Origin of the sequence: Streptomyces sp. KR55 (assembly GCF_052245645.1) — a bacterium.
Lineage (GTDB): Bacteria > Actinomycetota > Actinomycetes > Streptomycetales > Streptomycetaceae > Streptomyces > Streptomyces flavusporus.
The window spans coordinates 1-20,982 of sequence record NZ_JBQQCE010000144.1; the positions used below are offsets into that span (position 1 = coordinate 1).

23 protein-coding genes and 1 pseudogene are annotated in these 20,982 nt (G+C 71.2%); 11 read left to right on the forward strand and 13 right to left on the reverse strand.

Translation table 11 applies throughout. The features are described from left to right. Window positions 1-895 (reverse strand): AfsR/SARP family transcriptional regulator (locus ACTWQJ_RS21785; RefSeq protein WP_443308285.1); only part of this gene is annotated, 895 nt, incomplete at its 3' end. A 119-nt stretch (window positions 896-1,014) separates the two neighbouring features. On the opposite strand from ACTWQJ_RS21785, the gene ACTWQJ_RS21790 reads away from it, so the two are divergent. Next, complete coding sequence (locus tag ACTWQJ_RS21790; RefSeq protein WP_443308286.1) at window positions 1,015-2,445, forward strand: recombinase family protein; 1,431 nt, start codon at window positions 1,015-1,017, stop codon at window positions 2,443-2,445. A gap of 112 nt (window positions 2,446-2,557) precedes the next feature. After that, on the forward strand, window positions 2,558-3,355 hold the full coding sequence (locus ACTWQJ_RS21795) for a site-2 protease family protein (RefSeq protein WP_443308287.1): 798 nt from the start codon (window positions 2,558-2,560) through the stop codon (window positions 3,353-3,355). Here the strand turns inward: ACTWQJ_RS21795 and ACTWQJ_RS21800 are convergent. From ACTWQJ_RS21800 to ACTWQJ_RS21810, 3 genes are all read right to left on the reverse strand, one after another. After that, window positions 3,345-3,533: a hypothetical protein gene (locus ACTWQJ_RS21800; RefSeq protein WP_443308288.1), complete on the reverse strand. Its 189-nt coding sequence runs from the start codon at window positions 3,531-3,533 to the stop codon at window positions 3,345-3,347. The genes ACTWQJ_RS21795 and ACTWQJ_RS21800 overlap by 11 nt on opposite strands. A 65-nt stretch (window positions 3,534-3,598) precedes the next feature. Next, window positions 3,599-4,315, reverse strand: a complete 717-nt coding sequence (gene npdG / locus ACTWQJ_RS21805; protein ID WP_443308289.1) for an NADPH-dependent F420 reductase — start codon at window positions 4,313-4,315, stop codon at window positions 3,599-3,601. A 37-nt stretch (window positions 4,316-4,352) separates the two neighbouring features. Continuing rightward, entirely contained in the window at window positions 4,353-5,423 is a 1,071-nt protein-coding gene (locus ACTWQJ_RS21810) for a sialidase family protein (RefSeq protein WP_443308290.1), read from the reverse strand. Between the two features lie 111 nt (window positions 5,424-5,534). Between ACTWQJ_RS21810 and ACTWQJ_RS21815 the strand changes: the two genes are divergently transcribed. Together ACTWQJ_RS21815 and ACTWQJ_RS21820 are read left to right on the forward strand one after the other, a co-directional pair. Continuing rightward, window positions 5,535-6,134: a hypothetical protein gene (locus tag ACTWQJ_RS21815; RefSeq protein WP_443308291.1), complete on the forward strand. Its 600-nt coding sequence runs from the start codon at window positions 5,535-5,537 to the stop codon at window positions 6,132-6,134. 79 nt (window positions 6,135-6,213) lie between these two features. After that, the gene (locus tag ACTWQJ_RS21820) at window positions 6,214-7,503 is read left to right on the forward strand and encodes an MFS transporter (RefSeq protein ID WP_443308292.1); all 1,290 of its coding nucleotides are present in this window, start codon (window positions 6,214-6,216) and stop codon (window positions 7,501-7,503) included. Here ACTWQJ_RS21820 and ACTWQJ_RS21825 read toward each other — a convergent pair whose 3' ends face one another. Then, complete coding sequence (locus tag ACTWQJ_RS21825; protein WP_443308293.1) at window positions 7,504-7,734, reverse strand: hypothetical protein; 231 nt, start codon at window positions 7,732-7,734, stop codon at window positions 7,504-7,506. A gap of 58 nt (window positions 7,735-7,792) precedes the next feature. Here ACTWQJ_RS21825 and map point away from each other — a divergent pair, with 58 nt between their 5' ends. Then, window positions 7,793-8,650, forward strand: coding sequence for a type I methionyl aminopeptidase (gene map, locus ACTWQJ_RS21830; protein ID WP_443308294.1), 858 nt, complete (start codon window positions 7,793-7,795; stop codon window positions 8,648-8,650). 142 nt (window positions 8,651-8,792) lie between these two features. Continuing rightward, window positions 8,793-9,440: a biliverdin-producing heme oxygenase gene (locus tag ACTWQJ_RS21835; RefSeq protein WP_443308295.1), complete on the forward strand. Its 648-nt coding sequence runs from the start codon at window positions 8,793-8,795 to the stop codon at window positions 9,438-9,440. Window positions 9,441-9,553: 113 nt separating this feature from the next. Here the strand turns inward: ACTWQJ_RS21835 and ACTWQJ_RS21840 are convergent, their stop codons facing one another. After that, window positions 9,554-10,231 (reverse strand): PhzF family phenazine biosynthesis protein, encoded by a 678-nt coding sequence (locus ACTWQJ_RS21840; RefSeq protein ID WP_443308297.1) that lies wholly within the window; start codon window positions 10,229-10,231, stop codon window positions 9,554-9,556. 50 nt (window positions 10,232-10,281) lie between these two features. Here ACTWQJ_RS21840 and ACTWQJ_RS21845 point away from each other — a divergent pair, with 50 nt between their 5' ends. The 4 genes and pseudogenes from ACTWQJ_RS21845 to ACTWQJ_RS21860 all read left to right on the forward strand — a co-directional run bounded on the left by ACTWQJ_RS21845 (window position 10,282) and on the right by ACTWQJ_RS21860 (window position 13,303). Continuing rightward, window positions 10,282-11,376 (forward strand): FecCD family ABC transporter permease, encoded by a 1,095-nt coding sequence (locus ACTWQJ_RS21845; protein WP_443308298.1) that lies wholly within the window; start codon window positions 10,282-10,284, stop codon window positions 11,374-11,376. Continuing rightward, window positions 11,376-12,200 carry a heme ABC transporter ATP-binding protein gene (locus ACTWQJ_RS21850; protein ID WP_443308299.1) on the forward strand — a complete coding sequence of 275 codons (825 nt, stop codon included), beginning with the start codon at window positions 11,376-11,378 and terminating at the stop codon, window positions 12,198-12,200. Before ACTWQJ_RS21845 ends, ACTWQJ_RS21850 begins: the two co-directional genes overlap by 1 nt. A 4-nt stretch (window positions 12,201-12,204) precedes the next feature. Continuing rightward, window positions 12,205-12,339, forward strand: a pseudogene (locus ACTWQJ_RS21855) (iron transporter); the annotation flags it as partial. Continuing rightward, the gene (locus tag ACTWQJ_RS21860; RefSeq protein WP_443308300.1) at window positions 12,302-13,303 is read left to right on the forward strand and encodes a hypothetical protein; all 1,002 of its coding nucleotides are present in this window, start codon (window positions 12,302-12,304) and stop codon (window positions 13,301-13,303) included. The pseudogene ACTWQJ_RS21855 and the gene ACTWQJ_RS21860, both read left to right, overlap by 38 nt. A 255-nt stretch (window positions 13,304-13,558) precedes the next feature. Here the strand turns inward: ACTWQJ_RS21860 and ACTWQJ_RS21865 are convergent, their stop codons facing one another. The 6 genes from ACTWQJ_RS21865 to ACTWQJ_RS21890 form a co-directional block, all read right to left on the reverse strand. Next, the gene (locus ACTWQJ_RS21865; protein ID WP_443308301.1) at window positions 13,559-14,296 is read right to left on the reverse strand and encodes a bifunctional DNA primase/polymerase; all 738 of its coding nucleotides are present in this window, start codon (window positions 14,294-14,296) and stop codon (window positions 13,559-13,561) included. Between the two features lie 188 nt (window positions 14,297-14,484). After that, window positions 14,485-15,102: a TetR/AcrR family transcriptional regulator gene (locus ACTWQJ_RS21870; RefSeq protein ID WP_443308302.1), complete on the reverse strand. Its 618-nt coding sequence runs from the start codon at window positions 15,100-15,102 to the stop codon at window positions 14,485-14,487. Window positions 15,103-15,233: 131 nt separating this feature from the next. Continuing rightward, window positions 15,234-15,707 (reverse strand): carboxymuconolactone decarboxylase family protein, encoded by a 474-nt coding sequence (locus ACTWQJ_RS21875; protein WP_443308303.1) that lies wholly within the window; start codon window positions 15,705-15,707, stop codon window positions 15,234-15,236. Window positions 15,708-15,818: 111 nt separating this feature from the next. After that, window positions 15,819-16,811 (reverse strand): small ribosomal subunit Rsm22 family protein, encoded by a 993-nt coding sequence (locus ACTWQJ_RS21880; protein WP_443308304.1) that lies wholly within the window; start codon window positions 16,809-16,811, stop codon window positions 15,819-15,821. A 207-nt stretch (window positions 16,812-17,018) separates the two neighbouring features. Further along, window positions 17,019-18,134: a serine hydrolase domain-containing protein gene (locus tag ACTWQJ_RS21885; protein ID WP_443308307.1), complete on the reverse strand. Its 1,116-nt coding sequence runs from the start codon at window positions 18,132-18,134 to the stop codon at window positions 17,019-17,021. Between the two features lie 11 nt (window positions 18,135-18,145). Next, a complete protein-coding gene (locus ACTWQJ_RS21890; RefSeq protein WP_443308308.1) occupies window positions 18,146-19,387 on the reverse strand; it encodes a multidrug effflux MFS transporter in 1,242 nt (413 codons plus the stop codon). Window positions 19,388-19,557: 170 nt separating this feature from the next. On the opposite strand from ACTWQJ_RS21890, the gene ACTWQJ_RS21895 reads away from it, so the two are divergent. Continuing rightward, window positions 19,558-20,592, forward strand: coding sequence for a Gfo/Idh/MocA family protein (locus tag ACTWQJ_RS21895; protein WP_443308305.1), 1,035 nt, complete (start codon window positions 19,558-19,560; stop codon window positions 20,590-20,592). Here ACTWQJ_RS21895 and ACTWQJ_RS21900 read toward each other — a convergent pair. Further along, window positions 20,579-20,982, reverse strand: a 404-nt coding sequence (locus ACTWQJ_RS21900) for an alkaline phosphatase D family protein (protein ID WP_443308306.1), incomplete at its 5' end; no start/stop codon positions are given. The two genes, ACTWQJ_RS21895 and ACTWQJ_RS21900, sit on opposite strands and share 14 nt — an antisense overlap.

The following is a 20,982-nucleotide window of genomic DNA, read 5'->3' on the forward strand; positions in this document are numbered from 1 at the left end:
CGGCGGCCTCCTGCGAAAGCCGGGTCTTCCCGGCACCGCCGGGCCCGAGCAGCGTGACCAGCCGGGCGGTGGCGAGGTCGCTGCGAATGGCCTCGATGTCGTCGTCGCGGCCGACGAATGAGGTGAGGCGGGCGCGCAGGTTGCCGAGCGGGCGGGGCTCGGCCGGGCGTTCGTCCTGGTGCCGGAGCAGCTCGGCATGCAGTGCCCGCAGCTCCGCTCCCGGGTCGGAGCCGAGCCGGTCCGCGAGCAATTGTCGTACGTCTTCATAGGCGGCCAGCGCTTCAGCGGCCCGCCCGGCGTCGCGCAGGGCGCGCAGGCGCAGGGCCTGAAGGGGCTCGTCCAGGGGATGACTGTCGCACAGGGCGGTCAGCTCGGGCAGGGACTGTTCGGCGTGGCCGAGGGCGAGGGCGGCGGTGTGGCGGGCGCGGAGGGCGTCCAACCGCCGGGTCTCGCAGCGGGCCGCCTCTGCGGTGCGGTCGGGGAGGTCGGCGAGGGCGGGGCCGCACCACAGGGCGAGGGCGTCGTCGAGGACGGCGGTCGCCTTGGCGGGGTCGCCGTCGGCGAGGGCGCGCATGCCGTCGCCGACGAGCCGCTCGAAACGGTGCAGGTCGATGTCGTCGCCCGAGGTGGCGAGCCGGTACCCGCCCTCCACGGACTCGACGGCATCCGCCCCGAGCGCCCTGCGCAGCCGCCCCACCAGCGCCTGCAGCGCCCCCGTCGCATCGGCGGGCGAATCCCCGTCCCACACCTCGTCGACCAGGAGACTGACAGGCACGGTACGCCCAGGCCGCAGGGCCAGCACGGTCAACAGGGCACGCAACCGCGCCCCGCCGACCGGAACAAGGGTGCCGTCGGTGCGGAGTGCCTGAGTCGTGCCGAGGATGCGATAGCGCACGGGACCATTCTCGCTTGCCCTCCGGCCCTGGGGGCCTCCCCCTGAATGACCTCAGACTCCAAGAGTTTAACTCAGCTAACTCTCAGTAGCTTGGATACAAATACGCTAGCCTTCGAGTCATGGGAAGACCCCCGAGGGCACTCGTCACCGTCCGCCTGACCGTTCAGACCGAGTCGACGACCAGCCCTGAACGGCAGGTCGAAGAGTGCAAGTCCTTTTGCGAGCTGCGCGGTTGGGAGGTCGTCGGCATCGCCAGAGACCTCTCTGTCTCCGCCACCGCAGTCCCGCCATGGGAGCGTCCGGAGCTATCCCGCTGGCTCGACGACCGTGCCCCCGAATTCGATGTCATCGTCTTCTGGCGACTCGATCGGTTCGTTCGCCGGGTCAGTGACCTGCACCAGATGATCGAGTGGGCCGAGCGTCATGGAGACAAGGGACTTGCCTCCGCCACCGAGCCATTCGATCTCACGAGTCCGACCGGAAAGGCGACGGCTACTCTGATCGCCACCTTCGCCCAGATGGAGGCTCAGGCCGCCGCCGAGCGGGTCGCCTCATCGCGTGCGCACTTGCTCACGTCCGCACGATGGGGCGGCAGTTCACCGCCCTTCGGGTATCGCACTTACTCGAAGGACGGCGCCCGCTATCTGGAGATCAACCCGGGAACGGCAGTCATCGTCCGGGAAGCCGCTCAACGCGTCATCGACGGTGAGTCGATCAACGCCATCTGCCGAGATTTCGAAGAACGGGGGGTTCCTTCCCCTGCGGACACGTACCAACGGAACAAGTCCGGCAAGGATTTCGTCTGGTATCCCCGAACGTTGAAGGGAATCCTCACCTCCCCCACCCTGCTGGGTTGGAAGACGCGCAGCGAGGACGTTCCCGGCAAGAAGTACAAGAGGCGTGTCCTGGTCCACGATCAGGACGGCCGACCCATCCGCGTGGCCGAAGGGGTACTGAGCCAGGACGTATTCGACCGTCTTCAGGACGCGCTGGCCGATTCCGCAACCCCGATCAGCCGACGTTCCGCAAACCCCAGGACGCCGCTTCTCCATGTGATCAAGTGCGGAGGGTGCGGCAAGAACCTGCAGCTTCACACGACGAAGAAGCGACGCAAAGACGGGACGTACAGGGTTACCGAGAAGATTCGCTGCCTCTCAAGGGTTGGGTCCCCGCCATGCCCCGGCTACGTGTTCTCGCCCGACCAGGACATCGTCACTCCCGTCCTGCGCATGCTGGTCAGAGCAGTCGGAGATACACCTGTCACCCGCCGCGTGTACGTCCAACAAGCCGAGGTCAGGGACGATTCGAGGAATCCGGGACACCGCGCCAACGAGGATCACTGGCAGTTCGTGCCGCTCGGTACAACGTTCGGGGAGCGGTGGCAGAACATGGATATCACCGAGATCGGCGAGGATCTGATCCAGGCCGGCATCACGATCAGATGCCACCCTCGCGAAAGCGGTGGCCATGTTCTGGAGATCCCCGACGACTTCCAGGAGCGGCTTGCCAAGTTCCTGGGGCGGTCAGACCCGGCAGCGGTTGGGGGATGATCCCGGCGGACTTCTCACTTCTGGGAGACTCACAGCCTCTCTGAACGTTGTCTCCACATGCACCATCACGGTCGTCGTCCCTCAGCTCGGCCACCCACCAGGAGCCCGGTTCATGACCACCACCTCTCGTACGAGCCAACAGCGGATCAGCCCTGTCTTCATCGGGATCGCTGCCGTCACGGCAGTCACCGGCTGGGCGACATGGACGGGCTTCGCATCATCTCCAGGGCTTGCCGTCTTTCTCTTCGTCACCTCGGCCTGGGTGGTCTCTCTATGTCTGCACGAGTACGCACACGCCCGCACCGCCCTGCACAGTGGCGACATCACCGTCGGGGCGAAGGGCTACCTGAGCCTGAATCCTCTCGCTTATACGCACGCCCTGCTCAGCATCGTGCTGCCCGTGCTGTTCGTGATCCTGGGCGGGATCGGGCTGCCAGGCGGTGCCGTCTTCATCGAGCGGGGCCGGATCCGGGGGCGGTGGCGGCACAGTCTGATCTCGGCGGCGGGTCCGCTGACGAACGTGCTGTTCGCGGCCGTGTGCACGGCGCCGTTCTGGCTGGACGCGCTGGACGGCGTGCCGCGGGACTTCCAGTACGCGCTGGCGTTCCTCGCGCTGCTCCAGGTGACGGCCGCGATCCTGAACTTCCTGCCGGTGCCGGGCCTGGACGGCTACGGCGTCATCGAGCCCTGGCTGTCGTACAACGTCCGCCGCCAGGTGGAGCCGCTCGCGCCCTTCGGGCTGCTGCTGGTGTTCGCGCTGCTGTGGATCCCGGCGCTGAACGGCGCGTTCTTCGACCTGGTCGACGCCGTGCTGCGGGGCCTCGGGATCAACGAGGTCGGCACGTACTGCGGCTACGAGCTGTACCGCTTCTGGCTCGGCACCAACGAGTACTGCTCGGTCAGCCCGTGACCGACGAGTTGCGCTGAGCGCTCCGGCCGCGCTTCAGGTAGTACCAGGCCATGTTCGACGACAGTCCCGCGAGCAGCACCCATACGATGCCCAGCCAGCTGCCCTGCGCGAAGGAGATGACGGCCGCGACGACGGCGAGGACGCAGACGGCGAGGGCGTAGAGGGCGAGACGGGGCATGGCGTTCGGCTCCTGTCGGGGGACACTGCTGGCATTGCTGGAGACCACCAGTGTCCCCCATGGGGTCATACGTCCGTGACGCGCAGTCCCGCGTGCGCCTTGTAGCGGCGGTTGACGGAGATCAGGTTGGCGACCAGCGACTCCACCTGGTGGGCGTTGCGCAGCCGGCCGGCGAAGATGCCGCGCATGCCGGGGATGCGGCCGGCCAGCGCCTGCACGATCTCGACGTCGGCCCGCTCCTCGCCGAGGACCATGACGTCGGTGTCGATCTCCTCGATCTCCGGGTCCTGGAGCAGCACGGCGGACAGATGGTGGAAGGCGGCGGTGACCCGCGCGTCCGGCAGCAGCGCGGCGGCCTGCTCGGCGGCGCTGCCCTCCTCGGGCTTCAGCGCGTAGGCGCCCTTCTTGTCGAAGCCGAGCGGGTTGACGCAGTCGACGACCAGCTTGCCGGCCAGCTCGGCGCGCAGGGACTCCAGGGTCTTGCCGTGCCCCTCCCACGGCACGGCGACGATCACGATGTCGCTGCGCCGCGCGCATTCGGCGTTGTCGGCGCCCTCGACGCCGTACCCCAGCTCCTGAGCGGCGGCCTGCGCCCGCTCGGCCGCCCGGGAGCCGATGATCACCTTCTGGCCGGCCCGGGCGAGCCGGTAGGCGAGGCCTTTGCCCTGCGGCCCGGTCCCGCCGAGCACGCCGACCACCAGCCCGGAGACGTCGGGCAGGTCCCAGGGGTCCTTGGCGGGGGCCTTCGCGGGCTTCTGTGCAGCACTGTCGGTAGAGGTCATGGGCCGACTTTACGTCCGGCCCCGCGACGTCACAGGGTCAGGTGAGCTCCGTCACGGGGACCCGCAGGAAGCTGATCGTCTCGTACGCGCCGAAGTCGCCCGTCTCGTAGAGGAATCCGACGGTGGACGCGTCGACGCGCACGAGATCGCTGTACGCGGCCGGCAGGCCGTCGGCCGTGAACACCGGGCGCCAGGTCCTGCCGCCGTCGGTGGAGGCGCGGAGGGTCATCAGGGCACGGCCGCGGGCGGCGGGCCCGGAGAAGAGCAGGATGTCGGGGTCGCGCAGTTGGAGGACGCTGGCCTGGCAGACGGGGGCGGTCAGCCCGGCCTGCGGACGGAACGGCTTCACGAGGGTCCTGCCGCCGTCCTCGGAGTGGGCGTCGGCCCGGTTGCCGGGCGACCGGGAGTCGGTGCGGGTGTTGAAGTAGACGCGGCCGTCGGGGAGTTCGGCGGCGGTGGTCTCGTTGACGTTGACGTAGTCGTCGTCGCTGTCGTCGATGTAGCCGAGGTACCAGGTCTCGCCACGGTCGTCACTGAGCAGGCAGTGGCCGCCGTTGTACCGGGGCTCGTTGCCGAGGTCGGTGCCGGCCGGCGGCAGCGTGTGGTTGCCGGGGACGACGACCCGGCCGGTGCTCAGCTGGATGCCGTGGCCGGGGGTGGTGGCGTACCAGCGCCAGCCGGGCTGCTTCACCTGCCCGGTGATCTCCCTGGGCTCCGACCAGGTCCGGCCGTCGTCGTCGCTGTGCTGCACCCACACCCGGCGCCCGTCGGCCTCCTTCACCTCGCCGCGCACGATGAGCTCCTCGGCGGCCGCCGCGGCGGAGCGGACGTGGACGAGCAGGATGCGGCCGGTGTCGAGGACGACCGGGGCCGGGTTCCCGGCGAGGTCGGTGCCGTTGTCCGCGACCACCTGCAACGGGCCCCAGGTGCGGCCGCCGTCCGTGGAGCGCTTCAGCACGATGTCGATGTTCCCCCAGTCGTGCGCGGACTCGACCCGGCCCTCGCAGAAGGCGAGAAGGGTGCCGGAGTCCGTCCGCACGACCGCCGGGATCCGGTAACTGGCATAACCCTCGCGGCCGGCGCGGAAGGGGACGGTTGCTGGTGGCATGGGCGACTCCTCGGGGTGACCGTTCGCGGGATTGCGGCCCTGTGCCCATCTTGGGCGAATTCGCGGTGAACTCCGGGTCACGAGTGCCCTGTTACGGCAGGATACGGCCGTATGGATGCCGTACGGGTCGCGTTGCTGCGTGAAGTGCTCGCCGGAACCGAGTGGTTGGGGGCCACTCGGCGGTTCGCGGGGGTGCTGCGCGGGTCGGTGGTGTCGCACGGGGGCGGGCTGCTGCTCGTCGGCACACCGGAGTACGAGCCGTGGCATCTGGCGGCCCACCTGGTCGACGAGGCGGCCTGGTCGGGTACGCCCGAGCTGGCCCCCACCCTCGTACGGCACGATGCACGCCCCTCGGATCCGGCGCATCTGGCGGTCGGGCTGGGGCGCATCGAGGCGGCCCGGCGTGGTGAGACGCTGCTGGTGGTGTCACCGCAAGGGCCGGGCGGGCCGCTGCTGGAGCGGGTGCACGACGCACGGCGGGCCGGGGCGACGGTGCTGGCCCTCGGTTCGGCCGACGGGGACCTCACCGCGATGGCGCACGAGACGCTGGCCGTGCGGGAGGAGTCCGAGCTGGACCTGGACACCGTGCAGCACCTGGTGAGCGCGGCGGCCGGGGAGAACGCGCTGCCCGCGGCGCGGGGGCGGCGGCTGAGGGACCGGCTGGCGAGGCTGGCGGACGAACTGACGGCGCCGCCGCCTGCCCGCTGGTGACCCTGCCCAGCACTGTCCGCCCGCAGGCGGTCGAAAAACGGTTGCCCACAGCTCCCCCGCCCGCGGAGCATGACGGTTCGTGACCGACGAACCCGCTTCCGGCCTGCGCGCCCTCCTCCCGGACCTCGCCCCCTGGCGGGCCTCCGCCGACTTCCGGCGGCTGTGGCTGTCGGGGCTGATCTCGAACTTCGGGAGCTTCCTGACGTTCGTCGCGCTGCCGGTGCAGATCAAGGAACTCACGGGGTCCGCGGCGGCGGTCGGGGCGATCGGTGCCGTGGAGCTGATCCCGCTGATCGTCTTCGGGCTGTACGGCGGTGCGCTCGCGGACGCGCTCGACAAGCGCGGGCTGATCATCTGGACCGAGGCGGGACAGGGGCTGCTCAGTGCGGTGCTGCTGGTGAACGCACTGCTGCCGCAGCCCGCCGTGTGGCCCCTGTATGTCGTGGCCGCCCTGTCCTCGGCTCTTGTCTCCGTACAGCGCCCCGCGCTCGACTCGCTCTGGCCGCGGATCGTCGCCCATGAGCACCTGCCGGCCGCGACCTCCCTCAACTCCCTGCGCTGGACGGTCGGCGGGGTCGCGGGCCCGGCCGTGGCGGGTGTGGTGGTGGCGTATGCGGGGCTCGGCTGGGCCTATGCGGCCGACCTGGTCACCTTCGTCGTCTCGGTCGCGCTGATCATCCCCCTCGCCTCCTCCCCCGCCTCGCACGAGGCGGCGAAACCCTCGCTGCGGGCCATCGCCGAGGGCGCCAGGTACGCCTGGAGCCGCAAGGAGCTCCTCGGCACCTACGCCGTGGACCTCGCCGCAATGTTCCTGGCGATGCCGCTGGCCCTGCTGCCGTTCCTGGCGGACGAGCTGGACGCCGAGTGGTCGCTGGGGCTGATGTACGCGACGGTGCCGCTGGGTTCGCTGCTGGTGAGCGTGACCAGCGGCTGGACCGCGCGGATCCACCGGCACGGCCGGATGGTCGTCCTCTCGGCCGCTCTGTGGGGTGTGTCGATCGCGGCCGCCGGAGTCGTCGGCAACGTGTGGCTGATGCTGCTGTGCCTGACCGTGGCCGGCGGCTGCGACATGGTCAGCGGGATCTTCCGCGGGGTCATGTGGAACCAGACGATCCCGGACGAGCTGCGGGGCCGGCTCGCCGGGATCGAGCTGCTGTCGTACTCGGTCGGACCGACCCTCGGCCAGGTCAGGTCGGGTGGTTTCGCCGCGTGGTGGGGCGTGCGGGCGTCGGTGTGGTCGGGCGGGCTGCTGTGCGTGGGCGCGGTGGGGCTGCTCGCCCTGTGCCTGCCGAAGCTGATGACGTACGACGCCCGGACGAGCGAGCACGCCGTGCGGGTGCGCGCCCAGCGGGCGGCGGCCCGGGCCTGATCAGTCGTCGTCCGTGCCGCCTGTGGGGGCGTCGTGCCACTTGGGGTCGGTCTCCCACTCGAGGTTGCGCTCGCGGGCGGTCTCCATCGCGTGCTCGGCCTCCACGCGGGTGGCGTACGGCCCGAAGCGGTCCTTGGCGGGGCATTCCGGCCCCTCCTCGACCTTCTTGTGCAGCAGGCAGTAGTACCACTCGCCCGGCTTACCGACCGTGCGCTTCTTGAACAGGGCCATGACCGGCTCCTTTCGCCAGGGACATGGTCTCGTATGCCCGCTGGTTAGACTCCCTGATATGTCTGGCCAGTCGCTGCTCGTCCCAGGGGAGCTGTCTCCCACCCGTTCCGTGCCCGGAAACATCCGGCGCCCCGAGTACGTCGGCAAGCCCGCGCCGACCCCGTACGCGGGGCCGGAGGTGCAGACCCCGGAGACGCTCGAGGCGATGCGCGTCGCCGGCCGTATCGCCGCGCAGGCGATGGCGGAGGCCGCGAAGCTGATCGCGCCGGGTGTGACCACCGACGAACTGGACAAGGTGGCGCACGAGTACATGTGCGACCACGGCGCCTATCCCTCGACGCTCGGCTACCGCGGCTTCCCGAAGTCCCTGTGCACGAGCATCAACGAGGTCATCTGCCACGGCATCCCGGACTCCACGGTCCTGCGGGACGGCGACATCATCAACCTCGACGTGACGGCGTACATCGGCGGGGTGCACGGCGACAACAACGCCACGTACCTGGTCGGCGACGTCGACGAGGAGAGCCGCCTGCTGGTGGAGCGCACGCGCGAGTCCCTCAACCGCGCGATCAAGGCGGTCAGGCCGGGCCGCCAGATCAACGTCATCGGCCGCGTGATCGAGTCGTACGCCAAGCGTTTCGGCTACGGCGTGGTCCGCGACTTCACCGGCCACGGCATCAACTCGTCCTTCCACTCGGGCCTGATCATCCCGCACTACGACAGCCCGCACGCGACGACGGTCATGCAGCCCGGGATGACCTTCACGATCGAGCCGATGCTGACGCTCGGCACGCACGAGTACGACATGTGGGACGACGGCTGGACGGTCGTGACGAAGGACCGCAGGCGAACGGCGCAGTTCGAGCACACGCTGGTGGTGACGGACACGGGAGCGGAGATTCTGACGCTGCCCTGACCGGCCCTGCTGTGAAGGCCCGCTCTCTTCGGAGGGCGGGCCTTTTTGGGTGGTTTCCGGGATGATTCGGGTACACGTTTACCGACAGCGAGTCGGCAAAAGCATTGACTTAGGTAAGCCTAACCATAGAGAATCTGGGCTCATGGACTCCTTCTCGACGCTCCTGCGCACCACCACCCACGAGCTGCACGAAGAGGCGAACTCGTCGACATTCATGAGCGATCTGCTGGGCGGCCGGCTGGGGGTGGACGCCTACGCGCGCTACACCGAGCAGCTGTGGTTCGTGTACGACGCCCTGGAGTCCGGCGCCGAGCGGCTGGCGTCCGACCCGGTGGCCGGCCCCTTCGTCCGCCCGGAGCTGATGCGGATGGCGTCGCTCGAACGGGACCTGGCGCATCTGCGGGGCCCCGGCTGGCGGTCCGCCCTCTCCGCTCTGCCCGCCACGCGGGCGTACGCCGACCGGATCGAGGAGTGTGCCCGCACCTGGCCGGCCGGGTATGTCGCCCACCACTACACCCGCTACCTCGGCGACCTCGCCGGCGGCCAGGTCGTCCGCGACCGGGCGGAGAAGACGTGGGGCTTCGACAAGAAGGGTGACGGGGTCCGCTTCTACGTCTTCGACCAGATCTCCAACCCGGCGGCCTTCAAGCGCGGCTACCGCCAACTGCTGGACGACGTCCGGGCGGACGACCTGGAGAAGCAGCGGATCATCGCCGAGTGCCAGCGGGCGTTCAGGCTGAACATGGCGGTCTTCCAGGCATTGAGCGAGGAGTTCCCGCTGAGCGCCTAAGCGCTCCGCTGGATATGCGGTTCGGAAACCTGCGGGTCGTTCGTGGCTGGTCGCGCAGTTCCCCGCGCCCCTTTGGGGCGCGGCCGAACCGCACCGGACTTCGCCGAGCCCGCTCAGCGCTCGAGGAAGACGCGCCCTCCTACCTCCACCCAGCCCTCCGGCTGCGGAGCCGTGAGTATCTGCGAGCCCGTGCCCTGGGTGATGTTCAGGGCGCGGCCCAGTCGTGCCGTCAGCTGGAGGGCGGCCGCGCCGGTCGCCTCGTCCTCGTCGATGCCGTCGTCACGGCCGGGGAAGGCGCGGGCGCGGATGCGGCCCGCCGCCTCGTCCTCCCAGGCCCAGGCGTACACCCTCCCCCACTGCCCGAAAGGCGTGGGAGGTACCCCCACCCCCGGCGGCGGCACGGGCAGCTCGTCCACCTCGGCCGCCGTGCCGTACTGGCGGAGCGTGCGCGGCGGAGCCCACTCCGGGCGGGCCTCGATCCAGCTGAACTCCCCGTCCTGCCGGGCGCCCACTACCCCGGCGGGCGTGACGAGTTCGGGCACGTCGAGCAGCCAGGCCGCGCCGACGCAGGGATACCCGGCGAAGGGCAGCCGGGTGCTGGGGGTGTAGATGTCGATGACCCCGCGCTCGGGGTCGTCCACGAACACGGTCTCGCTGAAGCCGAGCTTCGCGGCGAACGCCTGCCGGTCGCACCGCTCGGGCATGACCGAGCCGTCGCGGACGACGCCGAGTTCGTTGCCGTATCCCCCGCCGGGGCTGCAGAAGACCCGCAGGACGTCGTAGTCAGTCACCCCGGCATTGAAACACTGACCGAGAGGAACCGGACGATGGGTGGTGCCGCATGACGGTGCTGGAGAAGAGAGCCGCCGAGGAAGCGGCCCCACCGCCCGACACCCCGCCCCGCAGACGCCAGGGCACCGCCTGGCTGCTGACCGCGGGGATGGTGCTCGCCCTGCTCGTTCTCGTCCCGGTGGCCGCCGGTATCGGCGCCTACCCCATCCCGGTCGGTGACGTCCTCGGCTCGGTGCTGCACAAAGTCGGGCTGGGCGGCGCCGAGTCGGACCGGGTCGCCGAGTCCGTGCTGTGGAACGTCCGCTTCCCGCGGATCGTGCTCGCCCTGCTCGTCGGGGCCTCGCTGGGCTGCGCGGGCGCGCTGATGCAGGGCGTGTTCGGCAACCCGCTCGCCGAGCCGGGCACGATCGGCGTCTCCTCCGGCGCGGCGGTCGGCGCGGTCGCCGGGATCTCGCTGGGCCTGAACTTCCTCGGCAACTGGACCGTCCCCGCCCTGGCCTTCGCCGGCGGCCTCGGCACCGTCCTGCTCGTATACGCGATGTCCCGATCGGGCGGCCGCACCGAGGTCGTGACGCTGATCCTCACCGGAATCGCCGTGAACGCGTTCACCGGCGCCCTGATCGGCCTGTTCATCTTCTTCGCCGACACCGCCGCCGTGAACCAGATCACCTTCTGGCAGCTCGGCTCCCTCGCCCAGGCCACCTGGCCCAAGGTGCTCGCCGTACTGCCGTGCGCGGCCGCCGGCCTGGCACTGGCCCCGCTGTACGCGCGCCGGCTGGACCTGCTCTCGCTCGGCGAACGGCCCGCCCGGCACCTGGGTGTGGACGTGGAGCGGCTGCGGATCGTGCTGGTCCTCGTCATCGCGCTGCTGACGGCCGCCGCAGTCAGCGTCTCCGGCATCATCGGCTTCGTCGGTCTGGTCGTACCGCACCTGCTGCGGATGGCGGCCGGCCCCGGGCACCGCTTCCTCGTGCCGGGCAGCGCGCTCGGCGGTGCGGCGGTGCTGCTCGCCGCCGACCTCGCGGCCCGTACCCTCGCCGCCCCCGCCGAACTGCCGCTCGGCGTCCTGACCGCCCTGGTGGGCAGCCCGTTCTTCTTCTGGCTGCTGCGCCGCACCCGACGCAGGCAAGGAGGCTGGGCCTGATGCGTCTTCGTCCCCGGCGGCCCGTGGTGCCGCCCGCCCCGACACCCGGCGACGTCCTCGCCGAGGCGGCGGGCCTGCACGTACGCCTCGGTGCGCGCACCGTCCTGAACGGCGTCGACATCGCCGTCCGGGCCGGTGAGGTGCTCGCTCTGGTCGGCCCCAACGGCGCCGGCAAGTCAACCCTGTTGAGTGCGCTCGCCGCCGATCTCCCGCCCGCCGAGGGCGTCGTACGCATCCACGGCCGCCCCGCCGGGCAGTGGCCGGCGCCGGAACTGGCGCTGCGCCGGGCCGTGTTGCCGCAGTCGGCGGCGCTGTCCTTCCCGTTCACCGTCGAGGAAGTGGTCCGGATGGGACGGGCGCCCTGGGCCGGCACGCCGCTGGAGGACCAGGACGACGCGGCGGTGGCCGCGGCCATGGCGGCGACCGAGGTGACCGCCTTCGCAGTACGGCCCTTCTCCGCGCTCAGCGGCGGCGAACGCGCCCGCGTCGCACTCGCCCGCGTCCTCGCCCAGCGTGCCTGTCTGCTGCTGCTCGACGAGCCGACCGCCGCCCTCGACCTCAAGCACCAGGAGCTGGTGCTGCGCCTGTGCCGGGAGCGGGCCCGCGCCGGGGACGCCGTGGTCGTCGTCCTGCACGACCTGGGGCTCGCCGCCGCCCACGCGCACCGTGTCGCGGTCCTGCACGCCGGCCGGATCGCCGCCGACGGGCCCCCGGCGGAGGTGTTCTCCGACCGGCTCCTCACGGACGTCTACGACCAGCCCGTCGAGGTGCTCCCGCACCCGCGCACGGGAGCGGTCCTGGTGACACCCCGGCGGGACGTGTGAAGGCCAGGTCACGGTGTGGCCGCTGAAGTCGATCCCGGCGCCCGCGCGTTTCCCCGCCCCGGTAGGGTTCGCCTCCGGGAAGGGGAAGGTGAAAGGACCCGATGAGCAGGGATCGCGGCCCTCGCAGGCTTCGCAGGCTGGACCGGAGCGTGCTCATGGCAGCTTCGATGACCGCTTTGTCGTTGACGGCGAGCGGATGCGTGGTGGTGCACGGCGAGCGTGAGGTGCTCCCCGCGACGACCGAGGACGAGGCAGCCAGGGCGCTGGCCGAGTTCACGGCCGCGTACAACAGGGCCGACAAGGCCTACGACAGCTCCCTCGACGCCGACCACGTCACCGGCCCCCTGGCCGCCATCGACGAGGCGCGGCTGAAGGCCGGCCGCGCCAACAACCCGGACGGCAACCCCGCGCATTCACCGCTGAAGTTCAGCGACGTCGAGTACACCATCCCGAAGAAGGCCGGCTGGCCGCGCTGGTTCCTCGCCGACGCCGCGGCCAACAAGGGCTCCGCCGCGCGCTGGCTGATGGTGTTCACCCGCAACGGGCTCACCGAGCAGTGGCAGGTGTCGTATCTGACACTGGTGGCGCCCGGCAAGGTACCGGAGTTCAAGAAGGACAAGGACGGCTGGGCCGAGGCGATCCCCGCGAACTCCCCCGAACTCGCCGTGGCACCGGGCGACTTGAGCCAGAACTACGCGACGTACCTCCAGGACGGCGGGGACGCCTTCGCGCCCGGCACGCACACCACCACGTGGCGCGAACTGCGTGACAAGAACAAGAGCAAGCCGGGCCTGGCCACCCAGTACATCGACGAGCCGCTGACGAACGGCGACTACGCCCCCGTGGCGCTACGCACCGCCGACGGCGGGGCGCTGGTGTTCTTCAGCACCCGCCACTTCGAGAAGCAGACGGCCGCGGCTGGTACGTCGGTACCGACGCCGAGCAAGGACGTCCAGGCCCTGACGACCGGCGAGATCAAGCAGTCGCTGACGCTGGAGGTCGTCTCCAACGAGGTGGCTCTGGACCCGGAGAAGAGCTCCGGGGACCAGCAGGTGACGGTGCTGGGCCGGATCCAGGGGCTGACCGCGGCGAAGGGCGAGTAGGGCGCTGGGGCCTGTCCGGCGGATCATGCCGGAATCGCGGGGCCTGGCACGCCCGTCTGCCGCGTTGTCGTCACTCGCCGACTCCCCCACGCTCGGCTTCGCCCGAGCGGGGGGACCCCCATGCGCGGGAGGGGCCCCCATCGCGTCGACGCCCTCCTCCGCCTTGCAGCTGCACGCACCAGGCCCCGCTCACCAGCGCCGATCAGTCACCGCCCCTTGGAGCCGGCCTGATCCGCCGGACAGGCCCTAGGCCGCTCAGTGGCGCAGGGGCCAGGTCGCGCTCGCGTGGTCCGGCTCCGTGCCCGCGTACCGGGCGCAGGCGTCGGTGAGGACTTCCAGCAGGCTCAGCGGATCGGGCAGCGCATGCTCGGGGCCGCGTACCCAGTGCACGGTCTGGTCGTCGCCGGGGAGCTGGGCCGGGGGAACGAGGACGTAGGAGCCGCGGCAGTGCCAGCGCAGGCCCGGATGCTCGTCCATCGTCTCGGGGTGACAGTCCAGCTCGCACGGCCACCACTCGTCCTCGTCCTCGGGGGTGCCGCGGGTGAGGGTGAAGAACAGCATGCGGCCGTCGTCGCTCGCGGCGACCGGCCCGACCTCCACGCCGGCGGCGAGGAGGCGCTGCAACGCCTCGCGACCGGCTTCCAGGGGCACGTCGAGGACGTCGTGCACCATGCCGGTCGCGGTGATGAAGTTGGCCTGCGGCTGGTGGCGGGCCCATCGCTCGATCTGCGCACGGTCGGTCGTGGACTGCGTCTGCCAGGCGAACGACACCGGGTGCCGGGCGGGCGTCGGACAGCCGACGCGGTCGCAGGAACAGCGGTAGCCGGGAGCCGGGTACGCGGCGGGCGCCAGCGGCAGACCCGCGGCGGCGACGGCGAGCAGCAGGTCCTCACGGCCGCCGCCGTCGGCAGCGGCCTCCTTCGGGCGGCGTCCCCGCAGCCACTGGGAGAGTTTGCCCTGCCGGCCGGTGCGACCGCCGAACTCCGCGCTCATCTATCCCCTCGCCTCGCTGTTGAACCTCGCTGTTGAACCTCGCTGCCGAAACGGACAGCTTGCTCCATGGTCCCACCATCCTGCTCCCTGGGGGCCGCAGTCCCCAACCGGGGTGGGTGGGGCGAGACGTACTCCACACAGGGATCAGGGATCATCGGGCGCTTTGCCGTGATTTATCAGGGTGCGGGTTATCGGGGCGCGAGTCCGTACAGGGCGTAGTCGACGAGGGTGTCGGTGTACTCGTACGAGATGGGTCCGGTGTGCTGCAGCCAGCGCTGGGCGAGCGGGGAGACGAAGAGTTCCAGGGCTATACGGGGGTCCACCTCGGGGCGTACGTCGCCGGCCTTCTGTGCGGAGCGCAGACGCTGGACGTACAGCTGGAGCGAGGGTTCGAGGAGCTTGGCCACGAGCTCCCGGCCGAGCTGCTCGTTGACCAGGCCCTCGGCGGCCAGGGCGCGGGACGGGACCTCGAACCGGGGGTCGAGCAGCTCGTCGACCGTGGCGCGCAGGACGGCCTTGAGATCGGCGGCGAGGTCGCCGGTGTCCGGGATGGTGGCGTACGGCTCCTGCCCGGCGTCCTGCGCCGTCTGCTCGGCCAGGTCGAGGAAGGCCTCCAGCAGGACGTCGGCCTTCGACGACCACCAGCGGTAGATCGTCTGCTTGCCGACACCGGCGCGGGCGGCGATGCCCTCGACGGTGGTCTTGGCGTAACCGACCTCGCCGACGAGTTCGAGGGCGGCGGCGTAGATCGCGCGACGGGACTTCTCACTGCGGCGGGCGGCGTCGGGGGCGGACTTCTTGGCCATGGGGCGAATTTACCAGGCTGACAAGACGTTACGTCTCGCCAGAGGCCCGAGCTGGACCGGGGCCCGCCGGAAGGGGCCCCGGCCCGGTGCGGGCCCGACGTACTCCCGGGCTGCCCCCGGCCGTCCCCCGGCTATCCGAACTGGCCGGGCTGGTAGTCGCCGGCGGGCTGCCGGGTGATGACGTTCAGCCGGTTGAAGGTGTTGATGAGGGCGATCTGGGACACCAGGGCGGCGAGCTGCTCCTCGTCGTAGTGCTTGGCGGCGTTCGCCCAGGCCTCGTCCGTGACACCTCCGGCCGCGTCCGCGATGCGGGTGCCCTGTTCCGTCAGCTCCAGCGCGGCGCGCTCGGCCTCGGTGAACACCGTGGCCTCACGCCAGGCCGCGACCAGGTTGAGGCGTACGGAGGTCTCACCGGCGGCGAGGGCGTCCTTGGTGTGCATGTCGGTGCAGAAACCGCAGCCGTTGATCTGACTCGCGCGGAGGTTCACCAGTTCCTGCGTCGCTGCGGGCAGCGGCGAGTCCGCGAGCACCTTGCCCGCAGAGACGATGTGCTTCAGGAACTTGCCTGCGGTCGGGCTGCCGAAGACGTTCAAACGGGCTTCCATGGTGGGCTCCTCTGCCGTGGTCGGTGGCTACACCCCTCTGACGGAACGGCTCGGCGGGATGTGACACGACCGAAGGTGACGGGCATCACAGGCCACAGAGGAAGCGACCGCCTACGACGACTCCATGGGCGGCCACGCGTCGCCCCAGCCGGCGTCGCGGGCCGCCTTGTACCGGTCGCCGTGGCGTTTGGTGACGGTCGCCCTGCGGAGCTGTTCGTCGGTCTCGCACAGGTCGAGGAGGACCTGGCCCTTGCGGATCTGAGGTTTGCGGACGACCCGGGAGGGGGCCGGCGTGGGCGGGAAGCGGGTGGCGGCGACGTAGCTGAACTTCTCGTCCTCGTAGGCGAGGGAGCCGCCCTTGACCTGGCGGTGCAGCGAGGAACGGCTGACCCGCGCCGAGAAGTGGCACCAGTCGGTGCCGGGGGCGATGGGGCAGGCGGCGCTGTGCGGGCAGGGGGCGGCGATGTGGAAGCCGGCGGCGATCAGACGGTCGCGGGCGTCGATGATGCGGGCGTAGCCGTCGGGGGTGCCGGGTTCGACGAGGACGACGGCCTGGGCGGCGGCCGCGGTGGCGTCGACGAGGGCGGCGCGGTCGGGGGCGGTGAGCTCGTTGAGGACGTAGGAGACGGTGACGAGATCAGTGCTCTCGAGGGTGAGCGCCGCTCCGATACGAGAGCGCTGCCAGCGGGCGTCGCGCAGCGCCGGGTTGGCGGCGGCGACCTCGCGCCCGAGCGCGAGCGCGGGTTCGGCCCAGTCCAGCACGGTCACCGGCCGGACCCCGCCCCAGGTGGCGGTGACGGCCCAGCTCGCGGCGCCGGTACCGCCCCCGACGTCCACATGCCCGCCGGGCACCCACCCGGGCACGGCCGCCGCGAACGCCCTCAGCGCCGAGCGCACCGCCTCGAACGTGGCCGGCATCCGGTACGCGGCGTACGCGGCCACGTCGGCACGGTCCCGAAGGATCGGGGCGTCGGTCGGGGTGGCGCCCCGGTAATGACCGATCAGCCGCTCCACGGCCTGCGCGGCATGCCTGGGCGGAAGTCCGTCGAGCAGCCCGGCGAGGGCGGCACGGAGGGTTTCGGCCGGGGGCTGGGGGGCGTTCACCTGGCGATTCTATGGGGCAGCGAGGTGGAGCGGCGCACCGCTTTGCGAGCACCGCTCACATTCGAGTGCGCCGCACGTCGCTGAGGGCAGCGCTCGCCGTCGAAAACACCGCTCGCCACCGAGAACACTGCCCACGACCGAGGGCACGGCTCACCGCTGAGAGCACGGCTCACCACCGAGAGCAGCGCTCACCACTGAAGGCGCCGCTCACATCCCCTGCACCGCCCGAGCCACCCGCGTCCCCGCCACTGCCCGCGGTCGGCTGTCCGGGGCGCGGCGGCAGGGGTGGACCGTGTTCGCGAGCAGGATCAGGAACGTGTCCGTCGCCCGGTCCAGCACCAGCGACGTCCCCGTGAAACCGGTGTGCCCGGCCGCTCCCCGCCCCGCCAGCTCCCCCATGAACCACGGCTGGTCCAGCACGAACCCCAGCCCGGGCGGCGTCAGCAGCAGCTCCACGAAATCCGGGCCCAGGATGCGCGCCGGCCCGTACGAACCCCCCGCCAGCAGCGCCCGGCAGAACACCGCCAGGTCCCGCCCCGTGGCGAACAGGCCCGCATGACCGGCCACCCCGCCCAGCGCCCACGCGTTCTCGTCGTGGACGACCCCCCGCAGCATCCCCCGGTCGGCCTTCGCCCACGGCCGGCGCTGGTCCTCCGTCGCCGCCGCGCCCGGGCACGGGCCGAAGCGTGTCGACGACATCCCCAGCGGGCGGGTGATCCCGTCGCGTACGAGGACGTCCAGAGGGTGGCCGGTGATGCGTTCCAGGACGTACTGGAGCAGCAGCATGTTCAGGTCGGAGTAGCGGTACACGCCGGGCTTCCCCGTCGGCGGCTCCGCGCGCAGCAGCGCCAGCCGCCCGGCGTCGTCCGGGCAGTCGTACAGCGGGAGTTCGGGCCGCAGCCCGGAGGTGTGGGTGAGCAACTGCCGTACGGTGACGGCGTGCCGGGCCGCGGCGCGGAAGTCCGGCAGGTAGTCGCCCACGCGCGCGTCGATGCCGAGCGTGCCGCGTTCGATCTGCTGGACCGCGGCGACGGCGGTGAACAGCTTGGTGAGCGAGGCCAGGTCGAAGGGCGTGTCCACGGCCATCGGCACCCGGTCCGCGGCCGGCAGTTCGACCCCCGCGTCGGCCTCCGGGTCGTACGCCGCGTACCGCACGGCGTGACCCGCCGCCTCCTCCACCGCGAGCACCGGCCCGCGCCCGGCGACGACGACGGCACCCGCCGCCCACGGGCGCTCACCGGTCGTCAGGCCCTGGACGTCGCGGACGAGGAGACCGAGTTCGCCGGGGTCGAGTCCGGCCCGTTCCGGTGTGCCGCTTCGCAGCCTCGGCGCACTCAGCTCCCCGCTCCCTCCACGCCCCTACCTGCGTTCCAAGGTCGGCACAATCCCACGAAGCAGGCCGCCGCCACCAGGGCTGCGGCCAGTTGGACGACAGCCATGGGGACGGCGGTGTGCTCGCCCCCGATCCCGGCGAGGGGGGAGGCGATGGCGCCGATGAGGAAGGAGGACGTACCGAGCAGGGCGGACGCTGAGCCCGCGGAGTGCCTGGTGCGCAGGAGGGCGAGCGTCTGCGCGTTGGGCAGGGTGAAACCCATCGCGGTCATCAGGACGAACAGCGCGCCGGAGACCGGGACGAGCCCCACCTCGCCGAAGACACCCAGCGACATCAGCAGCAGCGAGGTCGCGGCCAGGACGACGACCGTCAGCCCGAGGGCGAGGACCCGGTCGAGGCGGACCCGGCCGACCAGCACCTTGCCGTTGATCTGCCCGGCGGCGACGAGGCCGATGGAGTTCAGGCCGAACAGCAGGCTGAAGGTCTGCGGGGAGGCGCCGTAGATCTCCTGGATCACGAACGGCGACGCGGAGACATAGGCGAACAGCGCGGCGAAGGCGAAGCCGCCGGCGAGCATGTAGCCGGTGAAGGGCAGGTCGGCGAGGAGCCGGCGCATCGAGTGCAGGGCCTCGCCGACGCCGCCGCGGTGGCGTTCGGCGGGCGGGAGGGTCTCCGGGAGCCGGAACCAGACGACTCCGGCGAGCAGCACTCCGACGGCCGTGAGGACCACGAACACGCCTCGCCAGTCCGTCACCCGCAGGATCTGCCCGCCGATGAGCGGCGCGACGATCGGGGCGACCCCGGAGATCAGCATGAGGGTGGAGAAGAAGCGGGCCATGGCCACGCCGTCGTACAGGTCGCGTACGACCGCCCGCGCGATCACGATCCCGGCCGCGCCGGCGAGGCCCTGCGCCAGCCGGAAGGCGACCAGGGACTCGACGGTGGGCGCCACCGCGCACAGGGCGGTGGCGACGATGTACACGGCGAGTCCGGTCAGCAGCGGCCGGCGGCGGCCCCACCGGTCGCTCATCGGGCCGACGACCAGCTGTCCGAGCGCCATGCCGGCCAGGCAGGCGGTGAGCGTGAGCTGCACGGTCGCGGCGGGCGCGTGCAGGGACTCGGTGACCTCCGGCATGGCAGGGAGGTACATGTCCATGGACAGCGGCGGGGTGGCGGTGAGCCCGCCGAGGATGAGCGTGACGAGCAGTCCGGTGCGGCGCAGTGCACGAACGGGCGGCCGCATCGTCGGTGCGGCCGCCTCTGAAAGATCCGGTATCGGTGCCCCGCCTTCGGACATGTACCCCTCCCTCTTACTTGAACCAGTCCGCTCCCTATGCTCTCAGTTCGAACACAGTGCCTGGTGACATCAAACGAGAACGAACAAGATCGAACGAGAACGAGGGTGGGGCGGGCATGACGGCGGACAGCGTGCGATGGGGGATCCTGGCGACGGGCGGGATCGCGGCGGCGTTCACGGCGGATCTGGTGGATCTGCCGGACGCGCAGGTGGTGGCGGTGGCCTCGCGGACTTCAGACTCGGCGAAGGCGTTTGCGGAACGGTTCGGGATCCCCCGGGCGTACGGTGACTGGGAGTCCCTGGCGCAGGACGAGGGCGTCGACGTCGTGTACGTCGCCACTCCGCACGCGGCGCACCGGGAGGCCGCCGGTCTGTGCCTGACGGCGGGGCGGAACGTGCTGTGCGAGAAGGCGTTCACGCTGAACGTGCGCGAGGCGGAGGAACTGGTCGCGCTGGCGCGGGAACGCGGGAGCTTCCTGATGGAGGCCATGTGGATGTACTGCAATCCGCTGGTGCGGCGTCTGAAGGCGCTGGTGGACGACGGGGCGATCGGCGAAGTGCGCAGCGTTCAGGCGGACTTCGGGCTGTCGGGCCCCTTCCCGCCCGAGCACCGGCTGCGGGATCCGCGGCAGGGCGGGGGCGCGCTGCTGGACCTCGGCGTCTACCCGGTCTCCTTCGCGCATCTGCTGCTCGGCGAGCCGTCGGACATCACGGCGAGAGCAGTGCTCTCCGACGAGGGCGTCGACCTCCAGACGGGAGCACTGCTCTCCTGGGAGAGTGGCGCTCTCGCTTCGGTGCACTGCTCCATCGTCGGCGGTACGCCCGTCGCCGCCTCGGTCACCGGCTCGCACGGCCGGATCGACATCCCGTACGGCTTCTTCCAGCCCGACCGTTTCGTCCTGCACCGCAACGGCCGCGACCCCGAGGAGTTCGGCCACGACCCGGCCGCCGACCCGCACAACAGCCTCAAGCACGAGGCCCGCGAGGTGATGCGGGCTCTGCGCGCCGGCGAGACCGAGTCCCCCCTCGTCCCGCTCGACGGCACACTCGCCGTGATGCGGACGCTCGACGCGATCCGCGACCGCATCGGCGTCCGCTACCCCGGCGAGCATCCCGACCAGGCGGACGAGCCGCAGCTCACACCTGCCTGAGCCCCGGCTCCCCCACCTGCGTCACGAAGGACGCGGCCGTCGTGACCGGCGCCCCGGGCGTGGTCACGTACGGCACCGTCCTGAAGTCGGCCCGGGCCTGCTCCCGCCCCAGCGCGACGGTCACGTAACCCCGCCGGCCGTTGTAGAACTTCAGGTGCGGGTTGGCCGTCATGTACGTGTTCCAGTTGGCCGGCTTCTCGGCGCCGTCGCGGCCGCTGGCGATCGACGTGGCGACGATCTCGGTGCCCACCGTCGGTGAGGCCGGGTCGTCGAAGTCGTCCTTGATGTCGAAGGCGTAGCCGACGTGCACGTCACCGGTGAGCACCATCAGGTTCTCGATGCCGGCCGCCCTCGCGCCGTCCAGCACCCGGCGGCGCGAGGGCCGGTAGC

What these genes read in the sequence shown, in the direction of transcription:
- ACTWQJ_RS21875 (WP_443308303.1), bottom strand. Translation starts at nt 15,707, where the DNA reads ATGGAAGCCCGTTTGAACGTCTTCGGCAGCCCGACCGCAGGCAAGTTC.
- map (WP_443308294.1), top strand. Translation starts at nt 7,793, where the DNA reads ATGTCTGGCCAGTCGCTGCTCGTCCCAGGGGAGCTGTCTCCCACCCGT.
- ACTWQJ_RS21795 (WP_443308287.1), top strand. Translation starts at nt 2,558, where the DNA reads ATGACCACCACCTCTCGTACGAGCCAACAGCGGATCAGCCCTGTCTTC.
- ACTWQJ_RS21845 (WP_443308298.1), top strand. Translation starts at nt 10,282, where the DNA reads ATGACGGTGCTGGAGAAGAGAGCCGCCGAGGAAGCGGCCCCACCGCCC.
- ACTWQJ_RS21870 (WP_443308302.1), bottom strand. Translation starts at nt 15,102, where the DNA reads ATGGCCAAGAAGTCCGCCCCCGACGCCGCCCGCCGCAGTGAGAAGTCC.
- ACTWQJ_RS21890 (WP_443308308.1), bottom strand. Translation starts at nt 19,387, where the DNA reads ATGCGGCCGCCCGTTCGTGCACTGCGCCGCACCGGACTGCTCGTCACG.
- ACTWQJ_RS21865 (WP_443308301.1), bottom strand. Translation starts at nt 14,296, where the DNA reads ATGAGCGCGGAGTTCGGCGGTCGCACCGGCCGGCAGGGCAAACTCTCC.
- ACTWQJ_RS21850 (WP_443308299.1), top strand. Translation starts at nt 11,376, where the DNA reads ATGCGTCTTCGTCCCCGGCGGCCCGTGGTGCCGCCCGCCCCGACACCC.
- ACTWQJ_RS21790 (WP_443308286.1), top strand. Translation starts at nt 1,015, where the DNA reads ATGGGAAGACCCCCGAGGGCACTCGTCACCGTCCGCCTGACCGTTCAG.
- ACTWQJ_RS21800 (WP_443308288.1), bottom strand. Translation starts at nt 3,533, where the DNA reads ATGCCCCGTCTCGCCCTCTACGCCCTCGCCGTCTGCGTCCTCGCCGTC.
- ACTWQJ_RS21835 (WP_443308295.1), top strand. Translation starts at nt 8,793, where the DNA reads ATGGACTCCTTCTCGACGCTCCTGCGCACCACCACCCACGAGCTGCAC.
- ACTWQJ_RS21895 (WP_443308305.1), top strand. Translation starts at nt 19,558, where the DNA reads ATGACGGCGGACAGCGTGCGATGGGGGATCCTGGCGACGGGCGGGATC.
- ACTWQJ_RS21825 (WP_443308293.1), bottom strand. Translation starts at nt 7,734, where the DNA reads ATGGCCCTGTTCAAGAAGCGCACGGTCGGTAAGCCGGGCGAGTGGTAC.
- ACTWQJ_RS21810 (WP_443308290.1), bottom strand. Translation starts at nt 5,423, where the DNA reads ATGCCACCAGCAACCGTCCCCTTCCGCGCCGGCCGCGAGGGTTATGCC.
- npdG (WP_443308289.1), bottom strand. Translation starts at nt 4,315, where the DNA reads ATGACCTCTACCGACAGTGCTGCACAGAAGCCCGCGAAGGCCCCCGCC.
- ACTWQJ_RS21815 (WP_443308291.1), top strand. Translation starts at nt 5,535, where the DNA reads ATGGATGCCGTACGGGTCGCGTTGCTGCGTGAAGTGCTCGCCGGAACC.
- ACTWQJ_RS21860 (WP_443308300.1), top strand. Translation starts at nt 12,302, where the DNA reads ATGAGCAGGGATCGCGGCCCTCGCAGGCTTCGCAGGCTGGACCGGAGC.